This window comes from Rhizobacter sp., from assembly GCF_032229685.1.
Lineage (GTDB): Bacteria > Pseudomonadota > Gammaproteobacteria > Burkholderiales > Burkholderiaceae_C > LMDS01.
Genome location: NZ_JAVTWP010000031.1, coordinates 292,147 through 317,175, shown reverse-complemented (window position 1 = coordinate 317,175; position 25,029 = coordinate 292,147). Strand labels below are relative to the sequence as shown.

The following is a 25,029-nucleotide window of genomic DNA, read 5'->3' as shown; positions in this document are numbered from 1 at the left end:
CGTTGTTGAGGGCGCACTCGCCACCCGCTTCACCGGGTTCGGCGTGAAAACCTTCCGCCAATCGTCGGGGTCTGCCCACAGCCGGGATTACACTCGGGCAGACTTCGTGTGACCAGCGGTTGTGCGTGCACCCCAGGGACATCAGCGCAGCACAGGTCGACGATCTCCACGAGAACCTTCGCGATGACACCTCCGAACGGCGCCGAGTCAGAATGGAAGCCCACTCAGGCGGCGCCGTCGCGGGCCCCTTCTGCGCCCGAGGCTTGGCAGGCCACGCGTGCGCAGACTTCGCTGGCCACGCAATTCCTGACCGACGAAGACGACGAGGCCGCGCCTGAAAAGCGCGACATCGGGCGCCAGACCGGCACCAACGAGCGTGAGTTGTTCGTCTCCTGCGCTCCGGCAGAGGCCTTGCAACAGCAGTTCGAGCACCTGCACCCGGAATTCATCGCGATCCACGACATCGCCACGGCCTCGTCGCGCAAGTTGCTGGCGGGCATCGCCACGGCCAGCGGACGCGCCATGCAGAAGCTGACGATCCGCCGCCAGGGCTACGGCACGCCGTTGGCCACGCTCGAGTTCATCGAGCTTCCCACCGCCGAAGGCGCGCTGTTGCGGGTCTATTCGACCGAGGTCGACGCCGACACCACCGCGCGCCACGGCATCGCCCGCATGCTGCTCGGTTTCAGCCGGCTCGGCGTGGTGATGGTCGGCGACCTGCCGGCCCACGCGATCGCCACGGCGATCAAGCCCCTGCAGGAAGCCATGCTGGCCGGCCCGTGGCCGAACCGGCAGATGCTTCTGTTGCCACTGGCCTCGGCCAGCGCGCTGGTGTCGCAAGGCATGGCCTTGTCGCGCGAAACCGGCGTGAGCGTGCGCACCACGCCGCAGGTGGCACGCCCGGCCGACGCCTGGGGTTTCATCAACGGCACCTGGAACAGGCTGCGCGAACAGTCGCAGCCCGACGGCCGCGCGATCCCGGCACTGGTTGGCACAGCGCCTGCAGCCGCGGCGCGCGCACCGGTCGCTGCCAGCCCGGACGCGGCTGCGGCACCGCTTCGTCCGGCCGCCACACCCCCGTTGACGATGCGGCCGATGCCTGCGGTTCCCGCCGCAGGCGCGCGCGCTGCGGCGCCCGTGCCCGAGAGCGTGCTCGAGCGCTACGTGCACCAGTTGATCGAACTCGGCGGCATGGTCAGCTGCTGCATCTTCGACGTGGCCACCGGGCGCGAAGTCACGCACGCCGGCGCGAGCCCGGGCGCCGCCGATCTGGCGACCCACGGCACCGAACTGCTCGCCGCGATCGGCGCCACCAGCCGCAAGCTGGGGCTTGGCCACACGCTGCCCGAAGCCGCGATCACGCTCGGCTCGCACCACCTGCTGATCCGTGCGGTGCCGCGCCACCCCGGCCTCGCCTTGCACGCCGTGCTCGACAAGGCCCAGGCCAACCTCACGCTGGCGCGGCTGCAGGTGCTGCGCCTCGACTCGGTGTTCGAGGACGGCTGAAGCCCGCCGCGGCCGCGCCCGGCCGCCTCGCTTCCCTGTGCGGCCCTCAGTGCACCACGCGCTCGAACACGAACTGGCCGCCTTCGAAGTCGACCGGAATCACGTCCTTCGGGCCGAAGCGCCCTTCGAGAATCAGCTTCGACACCGGGTTCTCGATCTGCCGCTGGATGGCCCGCTTGAGCGGCCGCGCACCGAACACCGGGTCGAAGCCCGCCTTCGCCAGCTCGGCCAGCGCGCGTGCCGACACGTCGAGCTTCATGTCCATCTTGTCGAGCCGGGCCTCGAGCACCTTGAGCTGGATCTTCGCGATCGCCTGGATGTTCTTCGCGTCGAGCGCATGGAACACCACGGCCTCGTCGAGCCGGTTCAGGAATTCCGGCCTGAAGTGCTGCTTGACTTCGGCCCACACCGCATCGTGGATCGCCTCGCTGCTTTGCCCCGCCATCTGCATGATCTGCTGTGAGCCGAGGTTGCTGGTCATCACGATCACGGTGTTCTTGAAGTCCACGGTGCGGCCTTGCCCGTCGGTCAGCCGGCCATCGTCGAGCACCTGCAGCAGCACGTTGAAGACGTCGGGATGCGCCTTCTCGACCTCGTCGAGCAGCAGCACGCTGTAGGGTTTGCGACGCACGGCTTCGGTGAGGTAGCCGCCCTCGTCGTAGCCCACGTAGCCCGGCGGCGCGCCGATCATGCGTGCGACCGAATGTTTCTCCATGAACTCGCTCATGTCGAGCCGGATCAGGTGCTCTTCGCTGTCGAACAGGAAACCCGCCAGCGCCTTGCACAGCTCGGTCTTGCCCACACCGGTGGGGCCGAGGAACAGGAACGAGCCGGTCGGGCGGTTCGGGTCCGCCAGGCCCGAGCGCGAGCGCCGGATCGCGTTGGCCACCGCCGTGATCGCTTCGTCCTGCCCCACCACACGCTCGTGCAGCCTGGCCTCCATCTGCAGCAGCTTGTCGCGCTCGCCTTGCATCAGCTTCGAGACCGGAATGCCGGTGGCGCGCGCCACCACTTCGGCGATCTCTTCGGTGCCGACCATTGTGCGCAAAAGTTGCGGCTTGCCTTTGGCAGCGCCCTTCTTCGTCTCTTTCGCCTGGGCGTCCTTCAAGGTCTTCTCGAGCTCGGGCAGGCGGCCATACTGCAACTCGGCGACCTTGTTGAAGTCGCCCTTGCGTTTGAACTCTTCGATCTGGGTGCGGATCCGGTCGATCTCTTCCTTGACATGCGCAGAGCCCTGCGCGGCCGCCTTCTCGGCCTTCCAGATGTCGTCGAGGTCAGCGGCCTCACGCTGCAGCTTCTCGATCTCGACCTCGATCAGGTCGAAGCGCTTCTTCGAGGCTTCGTCTTTCTCGCGCCGCACCGCTTCACGCTCGATCTGCAGCTGGATCAGCCGGCGGTCGAGCTTGTCCATCACCTCGGGCTTGGAGTCGATCTCGATCTTGACCTTGGCCGCCGCTTCGTCGATCAGGTCGATCGCCTTGTCGGGCAGAAAACGGTCGGTGATGTAGCGGTGGCTCAGCTCGGCCGCGGCCACGATGGCCGGGTCGGTGATCTCCACGCCGTGGTGCACCTCGTACTTTTCCTGCAGGCCGCGCAGAATCGCGATGGTGGCTTCCACGGTCGGCTCGCCCACGAGGATCTTCTGGAAGCGCCGCTCCAGCGCCGCGTCTTTCTCGACGTACTTGCGGTACTCGTTCAAGGTGGTCGCGCCGATGCAGTGCAACTCGCCACGCGCCAGCGCCGGCTTGAGCATGTTGCCGGCGTCGATCGCGCCTTCGGCCTTGCCGGCGCCAACCATGGTGTGGATCTCGTCGATGAAGACGATGGTCTGGCCTGCATCCTGCGCCACTTCCTTCAGCACCGACTTCAGGCGCTCTTCGAACTCGCCACGGAACTTGGCGCCGGCGAGCAGCAGCGCCATGTCGAGCACCAGCACACGCTTGTTCTTCAACGAGTCGGGCACCTCGCCGGCCACGATGCGCTGCGCCAGGCCTTCGACGATGGCCGTCTTGCCGACCCCCGGCTCGCCGATCAACACCGGGTTGTTCTTGGTGCGACGTTGAAGCACCTGGATCGCGCGGCGGATCTCGTCGTCGCGGCCGATCACCGGGTCGAGCTTGCCTTGCCGCGCACGCTCGGTCAGGTCGAGCGTGTACTTTTTCAGCGCCTCGCGCTGGCCTTCTGCTTCGGCGCTGTCGACCGTGGCGCCGCCGCGCACGGCGTCGATCGCCACTTCGAGCGCCTTGCGCGTCAGGCCATGGCCACGCACGATGCCGCCCATGTCGGTCTTGGCGTCGGCCAGCGCCAGCAGGAACATCTCGCTGGCGATGAACTGGTCGCCGCGCTTGCCGGCTTCTTTCTCGGTCGCCTGCAACAGGGCCGTGAGGTCACGGCCCGGCTGCACGACCTGGCCGCTGCCCTGCACCTGGGGCAAGCCATTGATGGCGGTGTCGAGCGCCGTCTTCAGCGCCGCGTTGTTGACGCCGGCACGCTCGAGCAGCGCCTTCGGGCCGTCGGCTTGCGTGAGCATCGCCGCCAGCAGGTGCGCCGGTTCGATGTACGGGTTGTCGCGTGCGACGGCCAGGCTCTGGGCGTCGGCCAGCGCTTCCTGGAACTTGGTGGTGAGTTTGTCGATTCGCATGGGGAAAAACCTCCGATTGCGATGGACATGGGGGAATCTGGCGCGGATTCAAGGCGGCGCCGGCGCCGCGGTTTGATTCAGCGCAAACCGGCGCGCAACACGCTGTAGCCCAGGGCGGCAAAACCCAGCGACCCGAACAGATGCGCCGCCGTGTGCCCGAGCGCCAGGGCGAACTGCCCGCGCTGCAGCAGCAACAGCGACTCGCCCGAAAAGGCCGAAAACGTCGTCAGCCCGCCGAGAAAACCCGTCACCAGCAGCAGCCGCAACAACTCGTCGGGCGAGCGTTCGAACCAGGCCAGCGCCACGCCGATCAACAGGCCGCCAACGCAGTTGACGAGCAGCGTGCCCAGCGGAAAGCCCGACCACTGCCCGTTCAACCACAGGCCGGCGAACCAGCGTGCGATCGCCCCGATAGCCGCGCCCACGGCGACGGCCAGCACGTGCGCCCAGGGCAGAGCCGCGCTCATCGGGTCAGCCCTTAGACAGGGCGGCGTTGCCCGCCGGCAGGCCCCAGCGCGCCACCGCCGCGTCGTCGCTGCTGCGGGCGTCGACCCAGCGCGCGCCCTCGGGCGTTTGCTCCTTCTTCCAGAACGGTGCCTGGGTCTTCAGGTAGTCCATCAGGAATTCGCAGGCCAGGAAGGCCTGGCCGCGGTGCGCCGAGGTGACTGCGACCATCATGATCTGGTCGAGCGGCTGCAGCAGGCCGACACGGTGGATCACGCGCGCGCCGCGAATATCGAAGCGGCCGTGGGCCTCGTCGATCATCGCCTCGATCGCGCTTTCGGTCATGCCCGGGTAGTGTTCGAGTTCCATCGCGCTGACGCCCAGACCGTCGTTGCGGTCGCGCACCGTGCCGATGAAACTCGCGACCGCGCCGATGCCGGCGTCTTGCACGCGCAGCGCAGCGACCTCGGCGCCGAGGTCGAAGTCCGCGGTCTGCACGGTGACACGCGGCTGGCCCATCTCAGCCACCGGTGACGGGCGGGAAGAACGCCACTTCAGCGTCGGCCGTCACGCTCACGTCGTCGCCACACATCTGGTGGTTGAACGCGCTGCGCAAGGCACGGTTGCGGGCGAGCGCCGCGGCGTAGGCACCACCACGCGCGATCAGCGCATCGCGCACGCTGCCGACGGTGGCGTCAGCCGGCACCTCAAGGGTTTCGCTCGAACCCAGGGCCTCGCGGATCGAGGCGAAGTAACGCACGGTGATCTTCATCAATGCATTTCGTTGAAGGCGAGAAAGCGTACCGCATCGCCGCGGCGGATGGCCTGCCCGCTCGGGTTGTCGACCACACCGTGACCCCAGACGGCCGAGGTCAGCACCCCGGAGCTCTGGTTCGGGAACAGGTCGAGGCCCCCGGCGTCGTTGCGACGCACGCGCAGGAATTCGCGGCGCTTGTCGGGGCGCGGCCAGTCGAAGTCGGCACGCATCAGGGTGTGGGCCGGCTGCAGGTCGCTCGCGCCCTGCAGGCGCAGAAGCACCGGCCGCACCATCAGCAGGAAGGTGACGAAGCTCGACACCGGGTTGCCCGGCAGGCCGATGATGTAGGCGGCCGAGCCGTCGGGCCGGTTCACTTCGCCGAAGGCCAGTGGCTTGCCGGGCTTGATGGCGATCTGCCAGAGTTCGATGCGGCCTTCGGCCTGAACCGCGGGCCGAAGGTGGTCTTCTTCGCCGACCGACACGCCGCCCGAGGTGACGATCAGGTCGTTGCCCAGCGCGGCACGGCGCAGCGCGTCGCGCGTGGCGGCCAGGTTGTCGGGCACGATGCCCAGGTCGGTGCAATCGCAGCCCATCGCCTGGATCAAGGCCCGCAGCGTGAAACGGTTCGAGTTGTAGATCGCGCCGGGTTTGAGCGGCTCGCCGGGCATCACGAGTTCGTCGCCGGTCGAGAACAGCGCGACGCGCGGCCGACGCACCACGGCCAGCGTGGCAGCGCCGACCGAGGCTGCCAAGCCGAGCGCTTGCGGCGTGAGTCGTGTGCCAGCCGTCAAGACGACCTGGTCTTGCTGCACGTCTTCACCGCGCCGGCGGATCCACTGGCCTGGCGCCGGCACCACGTCGACGCGAACGCCCTCGCCGAAGCCTTCGCATTGCTCCTGCATCACCACGGCATCGGCGCCTGCCGGCACCTGCGCGCCGGTGAAGATGCGCGCCACCGTACCGGGCTTCAAGGCTTCGCCGACGACGCCAGCCGGGATGCGCTGGCTGACCGGCAACACGGTGCCCGCCACCGGCACGTCGGCGCAGCGCATCGCGTAACCGTCCATCGAGGTGTTGTCGGCCGGCGGCACGTCGAGCCCGGAGCGCACGTCTTCGACCAGCACCCGGCCGAGTGCGTCGAAGGTGGAAAGCGCTTCGTGCTCAGTCGCCGGCAACGGCCGGACGGCGCCGAGCAAGCGGCTCAGCGCTTCGTCCAGCGTCAGCATCGGCGGTCTCGTCGGCGAAGGGTGAGATGTACTCATAGCGTCCAGGGTGGGCCAACAGGAACTCGGCGACGGCATCGGCCTGGTTGAGGTCGAGCACGGGCAGCCCGGTGGGCTGCGGCAGGCTTTTCGGCGCGTCGGTGCAGACGGCCACGACGAACGGATCGTCAGGGTACTGCGCGGGCTTGCCGGTGGAGGCGCGCCAGATCTCGAGTTTGGGCAGCGCCGCGTGCTTGAAGCCTTCGACGAGCACCCAGTCGCAGTCGTAAAGCTCGTTGATCAGTTGGTGCACCGTGGGTGCTGCATTCACTTCGTATTCCCGGATCTTCGCGAGGCGACGATCCGAAGCGATCACGACCTCGAACGCGCCCGCCTCGCGGTGCCGCCACGAGTCCTTGCCCTCGTGGTCGATGTCGAACGAGTGGTGGGCGTGTTTGACGACCGAGACGCGCTGCCCGGCCAGTTTCAGCCGGACGATGAGCTTCTCGACCAGCGTGGTCTTGCCCGAACCCGAATAGCCGCTGAAACCGACGACCTTCATTCAGGCATTCTCGGCAATGAAGCGCTTCACTGCTGAAACGTCGGCCGCCATCACCACGAAGCGCTTGGGGAGTTGCTCGATGCCCTGCATCGCCGCCGGGCGGTCGGGCTGCTGGCCGATCGCCTCGACGATGGTCTCGGCGAACTTGGCGGGCAAGGCGGTCTCGAGCACCAGCGTCGGCGCGCCTGGCGTGAGGTGTTCGCGCCCGACCTTCAGGCCGTCGGCGGTGTGGGTGTCGATCACGGTGCCGAAGCGTGCATGCGTGTCGCGAATCGTCGCCAGCCGGTCGGCATGCGTGCTGCTGCCCGACACGAAGCCGAACTCGCCGATGCGCGCGAATTCCGGCGCCGTGAGCGTGAAAGCGCCGTTGCGGTCGAGTTCCTGCTTGAACAGCGCGTGGGTCCGTTGTGCGTCGCGCCCCAGCAGGTCGAACACGAAACGTTCGAAGTTCGAGGCTTTCGAGATGTCCATCGACGGGCTCGAGGTCTCGTGCGTCTCGGCACTGCTGCGCACACGGTAGGTGCCGGTGCGGAAGAACTCGTCGAGCACGTTGTTCTCGTTGGTGGCGAGCACGAGTCGGCGGATCGGCAGGCCCATCATGCGGGCCACGTGGCCGGCGCAGATGTTGCCGAAGTTGCCCGAAGGTACCGCGAAGCTCACCTGTTCGTCGTTGCGCTTCGTCGCCTGGAAGTAGCCGGCAAAGTAGTAGACGACCTGGGCCAGCAAGCGCGCCCAGTTGATCGAGTTCACCGTGCCGATGTGATGGGCTCGCTTGAAAGCGAGGTCGTTCGACACGGCCTTGACGATGTCCTGGCAATCGTCGAACACACCTTCAATGGCGATGTTGTGGATGTTCGCGTCTTGCAGGCTGAACATCTGCGCTTGCTGGAACGGGCTCATGCGGCCCTTGGGCGAGAGCATGAAGACGTTGACGCCGGCCTTGCCGCGCATCGCGTATTCGGCCGCGCTGCCGGTGTCGCCCGACGTGGCGCCCAAGATGTTGAGCGATTGGCCGCGGCGCGCGAGTTCGTACTCGAACAGGTTGCCGAGCAACTGCATCGCCATGTCCTTGAAGGCCAGCGTCGGGCCGTTCGACAGGGCTTCGAGGTAGACGCCGGGTTCAAGCGGCCGCAGCGGCACGATCTGCTCGGTGCCGAAGACTTCTCTCGTGTAGGTCTTCGTGACCAGCGCGCGCAGGTCGGCGGCGGGAATGTCGTCGACGAACAGCGAGAGGATCTCGAACGCCAGTTCGTGGTACTTCAGGCCGCGCCAGCGCGCGAGCGTGGCCCCTTCGATCGTCGGGTAGTGGGTGGGCAGGTACAGGCCGCCGTCGGGCGCCAGGCCTTCGAGCAGGATCTCGCAGAAGCTGCGTTCGGTCTGGTCGCCGCGCGTGCTGATGTACTTCAACTCAGCTCTTCCTTGCGGATTCGCACGATCGGCGCCAGCACCGTCGGCAAGGCCTGCATCTGCGCGATGGCTTCGTTCATGCGGCCTTCGACCGTGTCGTGCGTCAGGATGATCACGTCGGTCTGCGCCTCACCCTCGGCAGATTCGCGCTGCAGCAGCGCGTCGATCGAGATGTTGCGCTCGGCCAGGATGCCGGTGATGCGCGCGAGCACGCCGGCCTGGTCGGCCACCTGCAGGCGCAGGTAGTACGCCGTCACCACTTCATCGATCGGCAGGATGCGGGTGTCGTGCAGTTCGCCGGGCTGGAAAGCCAGGTGCGGCACGCGGTGGTCGGGGTCGGCGGTGTGCAGCCGGGTGATGTCGACCAGGTCGGCGATCACGGCCGAGGCGGTCGGCTCGGAACCTGCACCCTTGCCGTAGTAGAGCGTGGTGCCGACGGCGTCGCCCTGCACCACCACCGCGTTCATCGCGCCTTCCACGTTGGCGATCAGGCGTTTGGCAGGCACCAGCGTCGGGTGCACGCGCAGTTCGATCCCGTCGACCGCACCAGCGGGCGACTTCACGCCCGAGCGTCGCTTGGTGATGCCCAGCAGCTTGATGCGGTAGCCGAGCTGCTCGGCATAGCGGATGTCGGCCGCGTTGAGTTTCGTGATGCCTTCGACGTGCGCCTTCTCGAACTGCACCGGCGTGCCGAACGCGATCGCGCTCATGATGGTCGCCTTGTGGGCCGCGTCCACACCTTCGATGTCGAAGGTCGGATCGGCCTCGGCATAACCGAGGCGCTGCGCTTCCTTGAGCACGACGTCGAAGTCCAGCCCCTTGGCGCGCATCTCCGAGAGGATGAAGTTGGTGGTGCCGTTGATGATGCCGGCGATCCACTCGATGCGGTTGGCGGTGAGGCCTTCGCGGAGCGCCTTGATGATCGGGATGCCCCCGGCCACGGCCGCTTCGAAAGCCACGACCACGCCCTTCTCGCGCGCCGCCGCGAAGATCTCGGTGCCGTGCACCGCGAGCAAGGCCTTGTTGGCGGTGACGACGTGCTTGCCGGCGGCGATCGCTTCCATCACCAGCGTCTTGGCGATGCCGTAACCGCCGATGAGTTCGATCACGATGTCGATCTGCGGGTTGGCGATCACGAGCCGCGCGTCGCTCACGACCTGCGCCGAATCGCCGACGATGCTCTTGGCACGCGCCGTATCGAGGTCGGCGACCATCGTGACGCGGATGCCGCGGCCGGCGCGGCGCTGGATCTCTTCCTGGTTGCGCTGCAGCACGTGAAAGGTGCCGCTGCCCACGGTGCCGATGCCCAGCAGGCCTACTTGAATCGGTGTCATGTTGCGTGCCTCTGGGGCAGTCTCAAAAGAGTCAGTGCGAATGGCGTTTGCGGTAATGCTCGAGGAACCGTGCGATGCGGCCGATGGCTTCGGTGAGGTCGTCTGAATTCGGCAGAAAGACGATGCGGAAGTGGTCGGGTGTCTTCCAGTTGAAGCCGGTGCCCTGCACGATCAGCACCTTCTGCTCCGACAGCAGCTCGTAGGCGAACTGCTGGTCGTCGGCGATCGGGTAAATCTTCGGGTCGAGCTTCGGGAACATGTAGAGCGCGGCCTTCGGCTTGACGACGCTCACGCCCGGAATGGCGCTCAGCAGCTCGTAGGCCAGGTCCCGCTGGCGGCACAGCCGCCCGGTCGGCGCCACCAGGTCGTTGATGCTCTGGTACCCGCCCAGCGCTGTCTGGATCGCGAGTTGCCCCGGCGTGTTGGCACACAGACGCAGCGACGAGAGCATGTTCAGCCCCTCGATGTAGTCACGCGCGTGCCGCTTCTCGCCCGAGACGACCATCCAGCCGGCGCGGTAGCCGCAGGAGCGGTAGTTCTTCGACAGGCCGTTGTAGGTCACGAACAGCACGTCGTCGGCGAGCGACGACATGCTGGTGTGCTTGTGGCCGTCGTAGACCGTTTTGTCGTAGATCTCGTCGGCGAAGATCACCAACTGATGCTGGCGCGCGAGCTCGATGATCTCGAGCAGCACGCTGTTCGGGTACAGCGCACCGGTCGGGTTGTTGGGGTTGATGACCACGATGCCGCGGGTGCGCGGTGTGATCTTGGCCTTCATGTCGGCCACGTCGGGCATCCAGTCAGAGGCCTCGTCGCACACGTAGTGCACCGGCTTGCCACCCGACAGGCCGACCACGGCCGTGTAGAGCGGGAAGTCGGGCGACGGGATCAGCACTTCGTCACCGTCGTTGAGCAGCGCGCTCATGCTCATCGTGATCAGCTCGGAGGCGCCGTTGCCGAGGTACACGTCTTCCAGTGCCACACCGCGCACGCCCTGCTGCTGGGTGCGGTGCACCACGGCCTTGCGCGGGGCGAACAGGCCTTTCGAGTCGGTGTAGCCGGCCGCGTGCGGGATGTTGCGGATCATGTCCTGCACGATCTCGTCGGGCGGCTCCAGGCCGAACTCGGCCACGTTGCCGATGTTCAGCTTGATGATCTTGTGGCCCTCTTCCTCCATCTGGCGGGCCTTCTCCAGCACGGGCCCGCGGATGTCGTAGGCCACGTTGGCGAGCTTGGCTGACTTGACGACGGGTTTCAAAAGAAGCACTCCTGGCGCTGGACGCGGCTGCAAAACCTACAATTTAACCACAGGGGTTTTGCTGCACGAGGGCAACTCACCCGGCCAAAGCGCCCAACCGGACAACTACGCACCCATGAAACTGCAAGCCGATCGCATCGAGGGCCAGAACGCCATTGCCCGCCACGGCCCCGGCGGGGTGATCGTCAACGGTGTCGAGCACCGCAGCAGCGTGCTCGTGCCGTGGCACGGTGCGGTGGCCGCATGGCCGGTGTCCGACTTCGGCGCGCTCACCGAAGCGCACTTCGCGCTGCTGGCCGATCTGAAACCCGAACTCGTGATCTTCGGTTCGGGCACGCGAATCCGCTTCGCCGCCCCGGCCCTGCTGCGGCCGCTGATGTCGCAGCGAATCGGCATCGAGACGATGGACGTCGCGGCGGCCTGCCGCACCTACAACGTGCTGCTCGCCGAAGGCCGATCGGTGCTCGCGGCCTTGCTGTTCGAGGCCGCGGTATCACCCGTCGGTGGGGGTTGAAGCGGGCGTGGGCGAGGGACGCGCAACGTTTATAATCGATGGGTTGGGGCCTATCGGCACCAAAGCAACCAAACAGAATACTCCATGACGCCAGCCCTCAATAAACCCCTCCCGGAATTTGAAGCGCTTGCAACCGGTGGCGTGAAGTTCACGCCCCAGGCTTTCGCCGGCAAGATCGTCGTTCTGTACTTCTACCCCAAGGACAACACCCCTGGCTGCACCACCGAAGCGATGCAGTTCCGCGACCACCACAAGGAATTCGTGAAGGCGGGCGCTGTGGTCTTCGGTGTCTCGCGCGACAACATGGCCTCGCACGACAAGTTCAAGCAGAACCTCGAGCTGCCGTTCGAGCTGATCGCCGACACCGAAGAAAAGCTCTGCCACATGTTCGGCGTGGTCAAGAACAAGATCATGTACGGCAAGAAGGTCAAGGGCATCGAGCGCAGCACCTTCCTGATCGACGGCACCGGCATGCTGGTCGGCGAATGGCGCGGGCTGAAGGTGGCCGGCCACGTCGAAGAAGTCCTGAAAGCCGTCAAGGCGATCAAGAAGGCCAGCTGACACTGCCGCTTGTTCCCTGCGAGAGGCCGGCTGAAGCCGGCCTTTTTGTTGTTGCGGCCGGTTTCTTCTGCGAGCAGAACGGTCACGCAACTTGTGCATAATCTTTTTCATGCCAGCGAACCGCAACGCAAGCATCTTTCACCCCAAGCCGCACAGCCGACTGTGCGGCTTTTTTGTTTCTCAGCCCCTCAAGAAGCCTCCATGCCACTGCCCAAGCCGCCTGCCAAACGAGCCTCTTTGCTGACCGCCGCCGACTTCGATTCGCAGTCGGCCCCCCAACCGGGCAAGCGCCCCCAAAAGACCCGCGCCGCGTCCGAGCCCACGTCGCCGGCGGTGCTCGACCTGTTCGATGGCGGTGGCATGCAGCAGGCGGTCGCGGTCAAGCCCGCCCCCGTCGCCCCGGTCATCGCCCCCGTGGTGCGGCGCCCCGCCCCGCAGGCACGCGCCCGCAAGCCGCGCGGCACCGGCCCGGCCAGCCTGTTCGTGCTCGACACCAACGTGCTGATGCACGACCCGACCTCGCTGTTCCGCTTCGAGGAACACGACATCTACCTGCCGATGATCACGCTCGAAGAGCTCGACGGGCACAAGCGCGGCATGACCGAGGTCTCGCGCAACGCGCGCCAGGTGAGCCGCGAACTCGACGCGCTGGCCGCCAGCATGCCGAGCCGTGACGCGTCAGGCATGTCCGAAGGCTTGCCACTCGCCCGCACCGGCCACCGCGAGGCCGGAGGCAAGCTGTTCTTCCAGACCAACCTGATCAACGTGCAGCTTCCGGCCGGCCTGCCACAAGGCAAGGCCGACAACCAGATTCTCGGGGTGGTGCAGGCCCTTCGCGAGCAGCAGCCGGGGCGCGACGTGGTGCTGGTGTCGAAAGACATCAACATGCGCATCAAGGCGCGTGCACTCGGCCTGCCGGCCGAGGACTACCTGAACGACATGACGCTGGAAGACGGCGACCTGCTGTACACCGGCGTGCTGCCGCTGCCTGCCGACTTCTGGGACAAGCACGGCAAGACCATGGAGAGCTGGCAGCAAGGCGGCCTCACCTACTACCGCATCAGCGGCCCGATGGTCTCGGTGCTGCTGATCAACCAGTTCGTGTTTCTCGAAGCGCCGGGCGCCGCGCCGCTGTACGCCAAGGTCGTCGAGATCACCGGCAAGACCGCGGTGCTGCGCACGCTGAAGGAATACACGCACCAGAAGAACGCCGTGTGGGGCGTGACCGCGCGCAACCGCGAACAGAACTTCGCGCTCAACCTGCTGATGGACCCGGACTGCGACTTCATCACGCTCACCGGCACCGCCGGCACCGGCAAGACGCTGATGACGCTGGCCGCCGGCCTGAGCCAGGTGATGGACGACCGCCGCTACACCGAAATCATCGTCACCCGCGTGACGGTGCCCGTCGGTGAGGACATCGGCTTCCTGCCCGGCACCGAAGAAGAGAAGATGGGCCCGTGGATGGGCGCGCTCGACGACAACCTCGAGGTGCTCTCCCGCACCGACGGCGGCGCCGGCGAATGGGGCCGTGCCGCCACCAACGACCTGGTGCGCAGCAAGATCAAGATCAAGAGCCTGAACTTCATGCGCGGGCGCACCTTCCTGAACAAGTTCGTCATCATCGACGAGGCCCAGAACCTCACGCCCAAGCAGATGAAGACGCTGATCACGCGCGCCGGGCCGGGCACGAAGATCGTCTGCTTGGGTAATCTGGCGCAGATCGACACGCCTTACCTCACCGAAGGCAGCTCGGGCCTCACGTTCGCGGTCGACCGCTTCAAGGGCTGGCCGCACTCGGGCCACGTGACGCTCGCACGGGGCGAACGTTCACGCCTGGCGGATTTCGCTTCCGAAGTGTTGTGAGCGGCGGCGGGCTTCAGCCCGCCATCAGGTGCTTCGCGAGCGCGTGGTAGGCCGGCAGCGTGGTCGGGTCGATGCCCATGTTGCCGGCGATGTGGTGCGAGGCGAAGCGCGCGATCACCATCTCGGCCGTCGGGTCGATGTAGATGCCCTGGCCGTGGATGCCGCGCGCGCAGTACGCGCCGTGCTCGTTGTGCGAGACCCACCACATGTTGCGGTAGCTCCAGCCGGGCAGCGTCACGTAGCCGGCCGGCGCGAAGTGCGCCGGGTCGGCGCCGCCACGGATGTCGGCGACCGCCGCCGAAGGCACCAGCCGGCGGCCGTTCAGCATGCCCTCGTTGCGCATCAGCTCGCCGAAGCGCGCCAGGTCGCGCAGGCAGCAGTTCAGGCCGCCACCCGCGAACTCGGTGCCGGTGCTGTCGACCATCAGTTCGGCGTCTTGCTCGGCGCCGATCTGCGACCAGAAGCGCTGCCGCAACAGCTCGCCCAGCGGCACGCCGGTCACACGCCGCAAGACCCAGCCCAGCACGTCGGTGTTGACGGTCTTGTAGGCGAAGGCCTGGCCGTGCGGCCCGGCCTGGCGCAGTGTGCGCAGGTACTCGTAGAAGCTTTGCGGGCCGGCGTAGTCTCCGGGGCGCGAGAGGATGCTGCCGGCACGCCCGTGCTGCCAGATCTCGGCGTCGGGGTTGGTGTAGTCCTCGGAGTAGTGGATGCTGCTCGTCATGTCGAGCACCTCGCGCAGCCGCGCGTTGCCCAGGCCACTGCCGGCCAGCTCGGGCAGCGTGTCGCTCACCGGTGCCTGCGGGTCGAGCCGGCCTTCGGCGACCAGCGACGCGGCGATCGTGCCGAAGTACGACTTCGTGACCGACCACGCAATGTGCGCGCGGTGCGGGGCCAAGGCCCCGAAGTAGCGCTCGTGCACGATGCGCCCGCGGTGCAGCACCACGATGCCGTCGGTGTAGTTGGCGTCGAGAGACTGCGCCCAGGTCATCGCATCGGTGCGGCCGATGGGTGTGAAGCTCACCGCATCGATGTCGTCGCGGTCGGCGCGTGGCAACACGCTCACCGGGCCGTCGCCACGGGCCACGCTCGTCGTGGGTACCAAACGCCGAATGTTCGAGTACGCCCAGCGCAGCTTCGGGAAGCTGTACATGCCACCGTCGTCGAAGCGCACCTGGAGTTCGGGCGGCGGCGGCGCGCCCTGCATCCAGCCCAGCAGGTTCGGGTCGCTGGCGGCAGCGTTCAGGTGTTCGACGGGAGCGGGTGGGGTCGCGGTGGTGTCGGTCATGGTGACCGCATTCTGGGGCCGCGCCGCAAGGCCGGGCTCAGGCGGGCCCGATCAGGTCGGCAATTTGCTGCAGCGCTGCCGGGTCGTCCATCGTGGTCAGATCGCCCGGGTCGCGCCGCTCGCACACGGCCTGGATCGCGCGGCGCAGCATCTTGCCCGAGCGCGTCTTCGGCAGCAGCGTCACGAAATGCACACGAGCGGGCCTCGCCAGCGCGCCCAGTTGCTGGTCGACGGTCTTCATGACCTCGCCTTCGAGCCGGAGCCGCGCGGCGGGGTCGGCGCCGAGCGCCGAGTCTTTCAGCACCACGAAGGCCATCGCCACCTGGCCTTTCAAGGCATCGGCCACGCCGACCACGGCCACCTCGGCCACCGCAGCGTGGCTGGAGATGCTCTCTTCGATCTCGCGCGTGCCCAGGCGGTGGCCGGCCACGTTGATCACGTCGTCGGTGCGACCGAGGATGAAGAAGTAGCCGTCGGCGTCGCGCACCGCCCAGTCGAAGGTGTTGTAGCGCTGCTTCCCTGCGAAGTCGCTCCAGTAGGTCTTCACGAAGCGCGCATCGTCGCGCCACACGGTCTGCATGCAGCCGGGCGGCAACGGCCCTTCGATCGCGAGCACGCCCTTCTGGTTCGGCTCGGTGACTTCGGCGCCCGTCGTCTCGTCGATCAGCTTGACGTCGTAGCCGTACATTGCCACGCCCGGGCTGCCGAACTTGCTCGGCTTCTTCTCGACGCCGTTGGCGATGGTCAGGATCGGCCAGCCCGATTCGGTCTGCCAGTAGTTGTCGATGATCGGCTTGCCCAAGGCGCCGGCGATCCACTGTGCGGTGGGTTCGTCGAGCGGTTCGCCGGCCAGAAACAGCGCGCGCAGCGAACTCAGGTCGTACTGGCTCAGGAATTTCTCGTCGTGTTTCTTCAGAACCCGCACCGCCGTGGGCGCGCTGAACATCACGCTGACCTTGTACTTCTCGACCAGCTGCCACCAGATGCCGGCGTCGGGGCGCGTCGGCAGGCCTTCGTAGAGGATCGTCGCCATGCCGTGGATCAGCGGGCCGTAGACGATGTAGCTGTGGCCCACGACCCAGCCGATGTCGCTGGTGGAAAAGTAGGTTTCGCCCGGCTCGCCGCAGAAGATGTGCTTCATGCTGGCCGCCAGCGCCACCGCGTAGCCGCCGGTGTCGCGCTGCACGCCCTTGGGTTTGCCGGTGGTGCCGCTGGTGTAGAGCGTGTAGCTGGGGTGGTCGGAGTCGAGCCACACGCAGGGCACGTCGGCATCCAGGTGCTGCTCGCGCAAGGTGGCATAACTTTCATCACGTGCGGGGTCACGCTTCATCGGCGCGAGACCGCGGTCGACCATCAGCACTTTGGCCGGTTTGTGCGCCGCGAGCCGGATCGCTTCGTCGAGCAAGTGCTTGTACGGCACGATCTTGCCCGAGCGGCTGCCGGCGTCGGCGCTGACGATCAGCACCGGTTCGGCGTCGTCGATGCGGCTGGCCAGGCTGCCGCTCGCGAAGCCGCCGAACACCACGCAGTGGATCGCGCCGATGCGCGCACAGGCCAGCATCGCAAACACGGCCTGCGGAATCATCGGCATGTAGATCAATACGCGGTCGCCCTGCTTCACACCGAGCGACAACAGGATCGCCGCCATGCACTGCACCTCGGCGTGCAGCTCGCGGAAGCTGTAGGCACGCTCCTCGTCGGTCTCGGTCGACACGCAGACCAGCGCGTTCTGGTCGGCGCGGTCTTTCAGGTGGCGGTCGACAGCGTTGTGGCACAGATTGGTCCGGCCACCGACGAACCAGTTCGCGAACGGCGGGCGGCTGGTGTCGCAGACCTGCGTGAACGGTGTGTGCCAGTCGATCAACGCCGCCTGTTCAGACCAGAAGCCTTCGCGGTCGGCGAGAGAGCGGCGGTGAAATTCGGCGTAGGAGGTCGTGCTGGCAGCGGTCATGGCGAGATGTCTCTTTGTGGTGCGCCCGGAGCGTAAGCCTGCTGGCTGTCGTGCAGCTTTCAACGCACGGTGCACCAAGCCGGGCATCGGGCACAGCGCAACCGGCGTTCGCACGGCCTCACATCGGCTCACAAATCAGCGCCAAGTCATTGTCGAATATGAGATTTTCTGGTTTGACGCGCCCCGGGCCTTCACGTATCCTGCGCGCGATGCTGAAACCCTGGCCCGCCACCATGACCACCGTTCGCCGGCTGTGCGCGACCGTGCTGGTGCTCATGAGCGCGGCCGCGTCGGCCAGCCCCGAACCCGTCGACGGCGTGAGCCGTTATCTCATCGAAAACGGCATGCTCACGGCGCCGGCGGCCGAGGCGCCCGCGCCCAAGGCAGAGAACGCCCTCGTCAGCCGCATTCGCGACAAGGCCTCCGACATGGTGCTCACGGCCATGAACTTTCTCGGCGTGCCCTACAAGCGCGGCGGCAGTTCGGTCGAGCGCGGCTTCGACTGCAGCGGCTTCACCCGCCACGTGTTCGAGATGAGCGTCGGCCTGGTCTTGCCGCGCCGTGTCGACGAACAGGCCACCGCACCGGGCTTGATCAAGGTCAAGCGTGAAGAACTCAAACCCGGCGACCTGGTGTTCTTCAACACCTTGAAGCGCACCTTCTCGCACGTGGGCATCTACGTCGGCGAAGGCAAGTTCATCCACTCGCCGCGCACCGGCGGCGAGGTGCGCGTGGAAGACATGCGCTACGCCTACTGGGCCAAGCGCTTCACCGGCGCGCGGCGCGCCGAGCCGGCCTTGGCGCCCCAGGCGCCCGACACCACGGCGAGCACCAGCGCTGCACCGGCGCCGATCAACCACTGATCGGCCGGGCCGCGCAGCCGGCCGGGTTGTTCTTCCGCAGGCACAATCGGGCCATGACTGACCGCGTCATTCCCCTCGCCGACCTGCGCTATGCCGCCAGCCTGCCGCGCATTCCGCTGGTCGACACCTTGCCCACCGGCCTGCTCGGCGACACGCTGGGCCGGCCGCTGCGCGACTTGCGCATCTCGGTCACCGACCGCTGCAACTTCCGCTGCAGCTACTGCATGCCGAAGGAAGTGTTCGACAAGCACTACAACTTTCTGCCGCACTCATCGCTGCTGAGCTTCGAAGAGATCACCCGCACCGCCAAACTCTTCGTCGCGCACGGCGTGCGCAAGATCCGCCTGACCGGCGGCGAGCCTCTGCTGCGCAAGAACCTCGAGATCCTGATCGGCATGCTGAGTGCGCTGCGCACCCCCGAAGGCGAGCCGCTCGACCTCACTCTCACCACCAACGGTTCGGTGCTCGCGCGCAAGGCGCAGGCGCTGAAAGACGCCGGCCTGCAGCGCGTGACCGTCAGCCTCGACGCGCTCGACGACGCGATCTTCCGCCGCATGAACGACGCCGACTTTCCGGTGCACGAAGTGCTCGAAGGCATCGAGGCGGCGCAGAAGGCCGGCCTCGGCCCGATCAAGGTCAACATGGTCGTCAAGCGTGGCACCAACGATTCGCAGATCCTACCGATGGCGCGCCACTTCAAGGGCACGCCGGTGGTGCTGCGTTTCATCGAATACATGGACGTGGGTGCCACCAACGGCTGGCGCATGGACGAGGTGTTGCCCTCGGCCGAGGTGGTCGCGCGCATCGGCGCCGAATTCCCGCTCGAACCGATCGAAGCGAACGTGAGCGGCGAAACGGCCGAACGCTGGCGCTACAAGGACGGCAGCGGCGAAGTCGGCGTGATCTCGAGCGTGACCCAGGCCTTCTGCCACGACTGCAACCGCGCCCGCCTGTCGACCGAAGGCAAATTGTTCCTGTGCCTGTTCGCCAGCCACGGCCACGACCTGCGCGCGCTGCTGCGCGGTGGCCACACCGACGCGCAGATCGCCGGCGCGATCGGCCTGATCTGGCAGGGCCGCGACGACCGTTACTCCGAGCTGCGCACGGCCGCCGGCGCCGAAGGCGCAGCCGGCGTCGAGCCGCGCGAGCGCCGCGTCGAGATGCACTACATCGGCGGTTGAGGCTGCGGAGCAAGCGATGCGCCTGTTCGTCCACCTCGTTTTCGCCTGCTGTCTGGCGGCCTGTGCCGCGCCTGCGACCGTTGCGCGCGACGAGGCACGGGCGGCAGCGACACAAACACTCGTTCCCTTCAGCTCCGAAGAAGGCCTGGCGCGGCTGGTGCGCTCGAACGCCAAGGTCGACTTCCCGTCGCTGGCGAACCAGTTCGAGCCGCAATCGAACGGCGCTTTCTGCGGCCCGACCACCACCGCCATCGTGCTCAACACGGTGCGCGGCCGCAGCGCCGACCTGCCACGCGACCGCAGCCGCCTGCGCCCCGAAGACTTTCAATATGCGCCGCCCGGCTTCGACCCGTCGGTGCCGCGCTTCACGCAAGACAACGTGATCGGCAAAGGCCTGAAGACACGCTCGCAGGTGCTCGGCGAACCGGTCGTGATCAACGGCAAGCAGATCCGCGACTTCGGCTACCAGCTGCGCCAGCTCGACGAGCTGCTGCGCGCGCACGATCTCGCCACCACGCTCGTGGTCGTCGACGACAAGAAGCCCGATGCCGACATCCGCCGAGAAATCGCCGACAACCTGCAGCGCGCGGGCGACTACGTGATCGTCAATTACCGCCGCTCAGACGTCGGCCAGACCGGCGGCGCGCACATCTCGCCGCTGGGCGCGTTCGATGCCGAGTCCGACTCGGTGCTGGTGCTCGACGTGAACCCGGCCAGCGCGGGCTGGGTGTGGATGCCGGTCGCTTCGCTGATCCGCGGCATGCGCACCTTCGACACGGTCGAGAACCGCGGCTACATCCTCGTGCAGGCACGTTGAAGGCCGAACCGTGATCCCGCCCGAACAGATCACCGGCCTGATCCTGGCCGGCGGCCGCGGCAGCCGCATGGGCGGTGTCGACAAGGGCCTGCAGAACCACCAGGGCAGCACGCTCGCGATGCATGCGCTGCTGCGCCTCGGCCCGCAGGTCGGCGAGATGATGATCAATGCCAACCGCAACCTGGCCGCCTACGAGGCCATGGGCGTGCCGGTGTGGCCCGATGCCCTGCCCGACTATGCCGGGCCGCTGGCGGGCTTTCTGGCCGGCCTGGAGCATTGCGAAACGCCGTACATGGTGACGGTGCCGTGCGATTCGCCGCTGTTCCCGCTCGATCTGGTCGATCGCCTCGCGGCAGCGCTCGAAGCAGAAGGCGCCGAGATCGCGATGGCGGCCACGCGCGAAGGCGGCACGCTCCAGGCCCAGCCGGTCTTCTGCCTGATGAAGACGGAACTGATGGAAAGCCTGATCCGCTTCACGCAAAGCGGGCAGCGCAAGATCGACCGCTGGACCGCGCAGCACCGCTGCGTCGAGGTGCCTTTCGACGACCCGCTCGCGTTCGCCAACGCCAACACGCCCGCCGAGCTGCAAAAGCTGCAAACGAATGGCTGAGCCGGTCGACATCCATGCGCTGGTCGCGGCCGACCTGCCGGCGTACAAGGCGCTGCGCGACACCATGCTGGCGGCGCACCCCGAAGCCTTCACATCCGACGCGGCGGCCGAACGCCAGCGCACCGCGCAGAGTTACCTGCCGCGGCTCGGGCTCACGCAGCCGGGTGGCGGCAGCTTCATGCTGGGCGCCTGGCAGTCGGGCCAGCTCGTCGGCACGCTGGGCTGCGAGCGTGATACCCGCGTCAAGGTCTGCCACATCGGCCACCTGGTCGGCATGATGGTGCGCACCGAACTGCAAGGTGGCGGCATCGGGCGGCGCTTGCTCGAAGCCGGCATCGCGGTGGCACGCAGCGTCGAAGGCATGGAGATGCTGACGCTGACCGTCACGGCCGGCAATGCCAGCGCCGTGCGCCTCTACGAACGCGCCGGGTTCATGCGTTTCGGAACCCTGCCCCGTGCCATCCAGGTCGACGGCCGCTACCACGCCAAGGACCACATGTTTCTGACCCTATGAGCCCGCTGCCCCCTTCATTGCAAGAGATCGCGTCGTGCGTCGCCGGCTACGACCCGAACGCCCTGCCGGTGGCGCAAGCGCAGGAGTTCATCGCGCGGCTCGTGCCGCGCGTCGAAGCGGTCGAGATGCTGCCGATCCGCAGCGCGCTCGGGCGCGTGCTCGCGCGCGACATCGTGTCGAACATCAACGTGCCGGCTTCCGACAACTCGGCGATGGACGGCTACGCGCTGCGTGGCAGCGACCTCGCTGCGGAAGGCGACACCGTCCTCACCTCGATCGGCACCGGCTTCGCCGGCCAGCAGTTCGGTGGTGCGGTGCAGCCCGGCCAATGCGTGCGCATCATGACCGGCGCGGTGATGCCGGCCGGCCTCGACACCGTGGTGCCGCAAGAATTCGTGAAGGTCGACGGCGAGCGTGTGCATGTGCCGGCCGGCGTGGTGCGCACCGGCGACAACCGGCGTCTCGCCGGCGAAGACCTCGCCCGCGGCGACGCCGCCTTGCGCACCGGCCGACTGCTGCGCCCGGCCGATCTGGGCATGCTGGCCTCGCTCGGCCAGGCCGAGGTGCCGGTGCTGCGGCGCTTGCGCGTCGCCTTCTTTTCCACCGGCGACGAGTTGCGTTCGCTCGGCGAGCCGCTCGATGCGGGCTGCGTCTACGACAGCAACCGCTACACGCTGTGGGGCATGCTGCAGCGCCTGGGCGTCGAGGTTCTCGACCTCGGCGTCGTGCGCGACGACCCGGTGGCGTTGGCGCAGGCCTTCAAGCACGCCGCGGCGAATGCCGATGCCGTCATCACGTCGGGCGGTGTCAGCGTCGGCGAGGCCGATCACACCAAACAAGTCATGGCCGAACTCGGCGACGTGCTGTTCTGGCGCATCGCAATGCGGCCGGGCCGGCCGATGGCGATCGGGCGCATCAACGCGGGCGGCGGCGGGCCGGGCGCGATCCTGTTCGGCCTGCCGGGCAACCCGGTCGCGGTGATGGTGACCTTCTACGCCTTCGTGCGCGACGCGCTGCTCGCGATGAGCGGCACGGCCCCGAGCCCGCTGCCGATGCTACGCGCCGCGAGCACCGCGGCGATCCGCAAGAAGCCGGGGCGCACCGAGTACCAGCGTGGCATCGTGACCCGCAGCGCCGACGGCAGTTGCCAGGTCACGCTGACCGGCTCGCAAGGCTCGGGCATCCTGCGCAGCATGAGCGAGGCCAACGGCCTCGTCGTGCTGCACCACGGGCAAGGCAACGTGGCCGCCGGCGAGACCGTCGACGTGTTGCCGTTCGACGGCCTGGTCTGAAGCCTACTGGCGCGAGGCCAGCCGCTTCCAGGTCTCGACCACCGAGTCGGGGTTCAGCGAGATCGACACGATGCCTTCGTCGGCCAGCCAGTCGGCGAAGTCGGGGTGGTCGCTCGGGCCCTGGCCGCAGATGCCGACGTACTTGCCGGCCGACACGCAGGCCTTGATGGCGCGCGAGATCATCATCTTGACGGCAGGGTCGCGTTCGTCGAAGTCCTTGGCCAGCAACTCCATGCCCGAGTCACGGTCGAGGCCGAGCGTGAGCTGCGTCAGGTCGTTCGAGCCGATCGACATGCCGTCGAAGTGTTCGAGGAACTGCTCGGCCAGGATCGCGTTGCTCGGCACCTCGCACATCATGATGATCTTCAGGCCGTCGGTGCCGCCTTCGGCCGCGCGTTTCAGGCCCCGCTCGGCGAGCATGCCGATCACGGCCTTGGCCTGGCCGAGCGTGCGCACGAAGGGCACCATGATCTCGACGTTCGTGAGGCCCATCTCGTTGCGCACGAACTTCAGCGCCTCGCACTCCATCGCGAAAGCTTCGCCGAAGGTCTCGCTCACGTAGCGCGACGCGCCGCGGAAGCCGAGCATCGGGTTCTCTTCTTCCGGCTCGTAGCGCGAGCCGCCAATCAGCTTGCGGTACTCGTTGCTTTTGAAGTCAGAGAGCCGCACGATGACCGGCTTGGGCCAGAACGCCGCGCCGATCGTGGCGATGCCCTCGACCAGCTTGTCGACGTAGAAAGCGCGCGGCGAAGCATGGCCACGCGCCACGCTCTCGACCGCCTTTTTCAGGTCGCTGTCGATGTTCGGGTAGTCGAGGATCGCCTTCGGGTGCACGCCGATGTTGTTGTTGATGATGAACTCGAGCCGTGCCAGGCCCACGCCGCTGTTGGGCATCTGCGCAAAGTCGAAGGCCAGCTGCGGGTTGCCCACGTTCATCGTGAACTTGACCTTGCAGGCCGGCATGTCGCCACGCTGCACGTCGGTCACTTCGGTTTCGAGCAGGCCGTCGTAGATGTAGCCGGTGTCGCCTTCGGAACACGCCACGGTGACGAGCGCGCCTTCTTTCAGCACATCGGTCGCGTCACCGCAGCCCACGACGGCCGGAATGCCGAGCTCGCGCGCAATGATCGCCGCGTGGCAGGTGCGCCCGCCGCGGTTGGTGACGATCGCGGACGCGCGTTTCATCACCGGCTCCCAGTTCGGGTCGGTCATGTCGGTGACGAGCACGTCGCCGGCCTGCACCGTGTCCATGTCGGCCAGGCTGTGCACGATGCGCACCGGGCCCGTGCCGATCTTCTGGCCGATGGCGCGGCCTTCGGCCAGCACGGTGCCGCTGCTCTTGAGCTTGTAGCGCTGCTCGACCTTGCCTTCCTGCTGGCTCTTCACGGTCTCGGGCCGCGCCTGCAGGATGTAGAGCTTGCCGTCGGCGCCGTCCTTGCCCCATTCGATGTCCATCGCGCGGCCGTAGTGCTGCTCGATGGTCAGCGCGTAGCCGGCGAGTTCGGTCACGTCGGCGTCGGTCAGCGAAAAGCGGTTGCGGTGCTCGTGCACCGTGTCGACGGTCTTGACCAGCCGGCCGCTCGTGGCCTTCTCTTCGGGCGTGGCGAACTCCATCTTGATCAGCTTGGAGCCGAGGTTGCGCCGGATGATCGCGTGCTTGCCGGCGCGCAACGCGGGCTTGTGCACATAGAACTCGTCGGGGTTCACGGCGCCCTGCACCACCGTTTCGCCGAGGCCGTAGCTCGAGGTGATGAACACCACGTCCTTGAAGCCGCTTTCGGTGTCGATCGTGAACATCACGCCGGCGGCGCCGAGGTCGGAGCGCACCATGCGCTGCACGCCCGCCGAGAGCGCCACGTCGCTGTGCGCAAAGCCCTTGTGCACCCGGTAGCTGATCGCGCGGTCGTTGTAGAGCGAGGCGAACACCTCTTTCATCTTCGCCAGCACCTCGGTGATGCCGACGACATTCAGAAATGTTTCCTGCTGCCCGGCGAACGACGCGTCGGGCAGGTCTTCGGCGGTGGCCGAGGAGCGCACCGCGAACGACGCGCCGGGCGAGCCGGCCGTCAGCTTGGCGAACTCGGCCGCGATGGCCGCGTCGAGCTCTGGTGGGAACGGCGTGGTCTCGATCCAGTGGCGGATCTCGGCGCCGGCGGCCGCCAGCGCGCGCACGTCGTCGGTGTTGAGCGTCGCCAGCCGCGCTTCGATGCGTTCGGTCAGGCCGTTGTGCTTCAGGAACTGCCGGAAAGCGTGGGCCGTGGTGGCAAACCCGCCCGGCACCCGCACGCCCGAAGCGGCCAACTGGCTGATCATTTCGCCGAGCGAGGCGTTCTTGCCGCCGACCGCCTCGACGTCGGTCATTCTCAGGTGTTCAAACGGGGCGACCAGGGCGGTCGCCAGGGGGTTGCTAGACATGGGAAAGCTCCAGGATGGTGAAAAACCGGTGCTTCTGCGTCGCAGCGGC

22 protein-coding genes are annotated in these 25,029 nt (G+C 67.2%); 10 read left to right on the top strand and 12 right to left on the bottom strand.

What is annotated here, in order from left to right; all coding sequences use genetic code 11:
- The first annotated feature begins 183 nt into the window (after positions 1-183).
- Positions 184-1,506, top strand: a complete 1,323-nt coding sequence (locus tag AC30PD_RS13170) for a hypothetical protein (protein ID WP_489536105.1) — start codon at positions 184-186, stop codon at positions 1,504-1,506.
- A 46-nt stretch (positions 1,507-1,552) separates the two neighbouring features.
- Here the strand turns inward: AC30PD_RS13170 and clpB are convergent, their stop codons facing one another.
- From clpB to AC30PD_RS13125, 9 genes are all read right to left on the bottom strand, one after another.
- Positions 1,553-4,147, bottom strand: coding sequence for an ATP-dependent chaperone ClpB (gene clpB, locus AC30PD_RS13165; RefSeq protein WP_489536104.1), 2,595 nt, complete (start codon positions 4,145-4,147; stop codon positions 1,553-1,555).
- A gap of 77 nt (positions 4,148-4,224) precedes the next feature.
- Positions 4,225-4,614, bottom strand: a complete 390-nt coding sequence (gene crcB, locus AC30PD_RS13160) for a fluoride efflux transporter CrcB (protein ID WP_489536103.1) — start codon at positions 4,612-4,614, stop codon at positions 4,225-4,227.
- A gap of 4 nt (positions 4,615-4,618) precedes the next feature.
- A complete protein-coding gene (locus tag AC30PD_RS13155; RefSeq protein ID WP_489536102.1) occupies positions 4,619-5,110 on the bottom strand; it encodes a molybdenum cofactor biosynthesis protein MoaE in 492 nt (163 codons plus the stop codon).
- Position 5,111: 1 nt separating this feature from the next.
- Positions 5,112-5,363 (bottom strand): MoaD/ThiS family protein, encoded by a 252-nt coding sequence (locus tag AC30PD_RS13150; RefSeq protein ID WP_489536101.1) that lies wholly within the window; start codon positions 5,361-5,363, stop codon positions 5,112-5,114.
- Positions 5,363-6,574: a molybdopterin molybdotransferase MoeA gene (locus AC30PD_RS13145; RefSeq protein ID WP_489536100.1), complete on the bottom strand. Its 1,212-nt coding sequence runs from the start codon at positions 6,572-6,574 to the stop codon at positions 5,363-5,365. The genes AC30PD_RS13150 and AC30PD_RS13145 overlap by 1 nt, the downstream gene beginning before the upstream one ends.
- Positions 6,510-7,112, bottom strand: a complete 603-nt coding sequence (gene mobB / locus AC30PD_RS13140) for a molybdopterin-guanine dinucleotide biosynthesis protein B (RefSeq protein WP_489536099.1) — start codon at positions 7,110-7,112, stop codon at positions 6,510-6,512. Before mobB ends, AC30PD_RS13145 begins: the two co-directional genes overlap by 65 nt.
- Positions 7,113-8,519, bottom strand: coding sequence for a threonine synthase (thrC, locus tag AC30PD_RS13135; protein ID WP_489536098.1), 1,407 nt, complete (start codon positions 8,517-8,519; stop codon positions 7,113-7,115). It lies immediately after the preceding gene.
- Entirely contained in the window at positions 8,516-9,853 is a 1,338-nt protein-coding gene (locus tag AC30PD_RS13130; protein ID WP_489536097.1) for a homoserine dehydrogenase, read from the bottom strand. Before AC30PD_RS13130 ends, thrC begins: the two co-directional genes overlap by 4 nt.
- Positions 9,854-9,884: 31 nt before the next feature.
- Positions 9,885-11,111, bottom strand: a complete 1,227-nt coding sequence (locus AC30PD_RS13125; RefSeq protein WP_489536096.1) for a pyridoxal phosphate-dependent aminotransferase — start codon at positions 11,109-11,111, stop codon at positions 9,885-9,887.
- A gap of 115 nt (positions 11,112-11,226) precedes the next feature.
- Here AC30PD_RS13125 and AC30PD_RS13120 point away from each other — a divergent pair, with 115 nt between their 5' ends.
- The 3 genes from AC30PD_RS13120 to AC30PD_RS13110 all read left to right on the top strand — a co-directional run bounded on the left by AC30PD_RS13120 (position 11,227) and on the right by AC30PD_RS13110 (position 14,052).
- Positions 11,227-11,625 carry an Mth938-like domain-containing protein gene (locus AC30PD_RS13120; RefSeq protein ID WP_489536095.1) on the top strand — a complete coding sequence of 133 codons (399 nt, stop codon included), beginning with the start codon at positions 11,227-11,229 and terminating at the stop codon, positions 11,623-11,625.
- An 84-nt stretch (positions 11,626-11,709) separates the two neighbouring features.
- On the top strand, positions 11,710-12,186 hold the full coding sequence (locus AC30PD_RS13115; RefSeq protein WP_489536094.1) for a peroxiredoxin: 477 nt from the start codon (positions 11,710-11,712) through the stop codon (positions 12,184-12,186).
- Positions 12,187-12,387: 201 nt separating this feature from the next.
- On the top strand, positions 12,388-14,052 hold the full coding sequence (locus AC30PD_RS13110) for a PhoH family protein (protein ID WP_489536093.1): 1,665 nt from the start codon (positions 12,388-12,390) through the stop codon (positions 14,050-14,052).
- Positions 14,053-14,065: 13 nt separating this feature from the next.
- Here the strand turns inward: AC30PD_RS13110 and AC30PD_RS13105 are convergent, their stop codons facing one another.
- Positions 14,066-15,337 (bottom strand): serine hydrolase domain-containing protein, encoded by a 1,272-nt coding sequence (locus AC30PD_RS13105; protein WP_489536092.1) that lies wholly within the window; start codon positions 15,335-15,337, stop codon positions 14,066-14,068.
- A gap of 37 nt (positions 15,338-15,374) precedes the next feature.
- The gene (locus AC30PD_RS13100) at positions 15,375-17,288 is read right to left on the bottom strand and encodes a propionate--CoA ligase (RefSeq protein ID WP_489536091.1); all 1,914 of its coding nucleotides are present in this window, start codon (positions 17,286-17,288) and stop codon (positions 15,375-15,377) included.
- Positions 17,289-17,521: 233 nt separating this feature from the next.
- Between AC30PD_RS13100 and AC30PD_RS13095 the strand changes: the two genes are divergently transcribed.
- From AC30PD_RS13095 to moeA, 6 genes are read left to right on the top strand one after another with little or no spacing between them, the layout of a single operon-like run.
- Positions 17,522-18,151, top strand: coding sequence for a C40 family peptidase (locus AC30PD_RS13095; RefSeq protein ID WP_489536090.1), 630 nt, complete (start codon positions 17,522-17,524; stop codon positions 18,149-18,151).
- 53 nt (positions 18,152-18,204) lie between these two features.
- The gene (gene moaA / locus AC30PD_RS13090) at positions 18,205-19,332 is read left to right on the top strand and encodes a GTP 3',8-cyclase MoaA (RefSeq protein WP_489536089.1); all 1,128 of its coding nucleotides are present in this window, start codon (positions 18,205-18,207) and stop codon (positions 19,330-19,332) included.
- 16 nt (positions 19,333-19,348) lie between these two features.
- Positions 19,349-20,149, top strand: coding sequence for a phytochelatin synthase family protein (locus tag AC30PD_RS13085; protein WP_489536088.1), 801 nt, complete (start codon positions 19,349-19,351; stop codon positions 20,147-20,149).
- Between the two features lie 10 nt (positions 20,150-20,159).
- Positions 20,160-20,759 carry a molybdenum cofactor guanylyltransferase MobA gene (gene mobA / locus AC30PD_RS13080; protein WP_489536087.1) on the top strand — a complete coding sequence of 200 codons (600 nt, stop codon included), beginning with the start codon at positions 20,160-20,162 and terminating at the stop codon, positions 20,757-20,759.
- Complete coding sequence (locus tag AC30PD_RS13075) at positions 20,752-21,273, top strand: GNAT family N-acetyltransferase (protein ID WP_489536086.1); 522 nt, start codon at positions 20,752-20,754, stop codon at positions 21,271-21,273. Before mobA ends, AC30PD_RS13075 begins: the two co-directional genes overlap by 8 nt.
- On the top strand, positions 21,270-22,565 hold the full coding sequence (gene moeA, locus AC30PD_RS13070; RefSeq protein WP_489536085.1) for a molybdopterin molybdotransferase MoeA: 1,296 nt from the start codon (positions 21,270-21,272) through the stop codon (positions 22,563-22,565). Before AC30PD_RS13075 ends, moeA begins: the two co-directional genes overlap by 4 nt.
- 3 nt (positions 22,566-22,568) lie before the next feature.
- On the opposite strand, the gene ppsA is transcribed toward moeA, so the two are convergent.
- Positions 22,569-24,980: a phosphoenolpyruvate synthase gene (gene ppsA, locus AC30PD_RS13065; RefSeq protein WP_489536084.1), complete on the bottom strand. Its 2,412-nt coding sequence runs from the start codon at positions 24,978-24,980 to the stop codon at positions 22,569-22,571.
- Positions 24,981-25,029: the final 49 nt, after the last annotated feature.

Excerpts from the sequence above, each read along its gene's own strand:
- AC30PD_RS13170 (WP_489536105.1), top strand. The coding sequence starts at position 184 with ATGACACCTCCGAACGGCGCCGAGTCAGAATGGAAGCCCACTCAGGCG.
- clpB (WP_489536104.1), bottom strand. The coding sequence starts at position 4,147 with ATGCGAATCGACAAACTCACCACCAAGTTCCAGGAAGCGCTGGCCGAC.
- crcB (WP_489536103.1), bottom strand. The coding sequence starts at position 4,614 with ATGAGCGCGGCTCTGCCCTGGGCGCACGTGCTGGCCGTCGCCGTGGGC.
- AC30PD_RS13155 (WP_489536102.1), bottom strand. The coding sequence starts at position 5,110 with ATGGGCCAGCCGCGTGTCACCGTGCAGACCGCGGACTTCGACCTCGGC.
- AC30PD_RS13150 (WP_489536101.1), bottom strand. The coding sequence starts at position 5,363 with ATGAAGATCACCGTGCGTTACTTCGCCTCGATCCGCGAGGCCCTGGGT.
- AC30PD_RS13145 (WP_489536100.1), bottom strand. The coding sequence starts at position 6,574 with ATGCTGACGCTGGACGAAGCGCTGAGCCGCTTGCTCGGCGCCGTCCGG.
- mobB (WP_489536099.1), bottom strand. The coding sequence starts at position 7,112 with ATGAAGGTCGTCGGTTTCAGCGGCTATTCGGGTTCGGGCAAGACCACG.
- AC30PD_RS13130 (WP_489536097.1), bottom strand. The coding sequence starts at position 9,853 with ATGACACCGATTCAAGTAGGCCTGCTGGGCATCGGCACCGTGGGCAGC.
- AC30PD_RS13120 (WP_489536095.1), top strand. The coding sequence starts at position 11,227 with ATGAAACTGCAAGCCGATCGCATCGAGGGCCAGAACGCCATTGCCCGC.
- AC30PD_RS13115 (WP_489536094.1), top strand. The coding sequence starts at position 11,710 with ATGACGCCAGCCCTCAATAAACCCCTCCCGGAATTTGAAGCGCTTGCA.
- AC30PD_RS13110 (WP_489536093.1), top strand. The coding sequence starts at position 12,388 with ATGCCACTGCCCAAGCCGCCTGCCAAACGAGCCTCTTTGCTGACCGCC.
- AC30PD_RS13105 (WP_489536092.1), bottom strand. The coding sequence starts at position 15,337 with ATGACCGACACCACCGCGACCCCACCCGCTCCCGTCGAACACCTGAAC.
- AC30PD_RS13100 (WP_489536091.1), bottom strand. The coding sequence starts at position 17,288 with ATGACCGCTGCCAGCACGACCTCCTACGCCGAATTTCACCGCCGCTCT.
- AC30PD_RS13095 (WP_489536090.1), top strand. The coding sequence starts at position 17,522 with ATGACCACCGTTCGCCGGCTGTGCGCGACCGTGCTGGTGCTCATGAGC.
- moaA (WP_489536089.1), top strand. The coding sequence starts at position 18,205 with ATGACTGACCGCGTCATTCCCCTCGCCGACCTGCGCTATGCCGCCAGC.
- AC30PD_RS13085 (WP_489536088.1), top strand. The coding sequence starts at position 19,349 with ATGCGCCTGTTCGTCCACCTCGTTTTCGCCTGCTGTCTGGCGGCCTGT.
- AC30PD_RS13075 (WP_489536086.1), top strand. The coding sequence starts at position 20,752 with ATGGCTGAGCCGGTCGACATCCATGCGCTGGTCGCGGCCGACCTGCCG.
- moeA (WP_489536085.1), top strand. The coding sequence starts at position 21,270 with ATGAGCCCGCTGCCCCCTTCATTGCAAGAGATCGCGTCGTGCGTCGCC.
- ppsA (WP_489536084.1), bottom strand. The coding sequence starts at position 24,980 with ATGTCTAGCAACCCCCTGGCGACCGCCCTGGTCGCCCCGTTTGAACAC.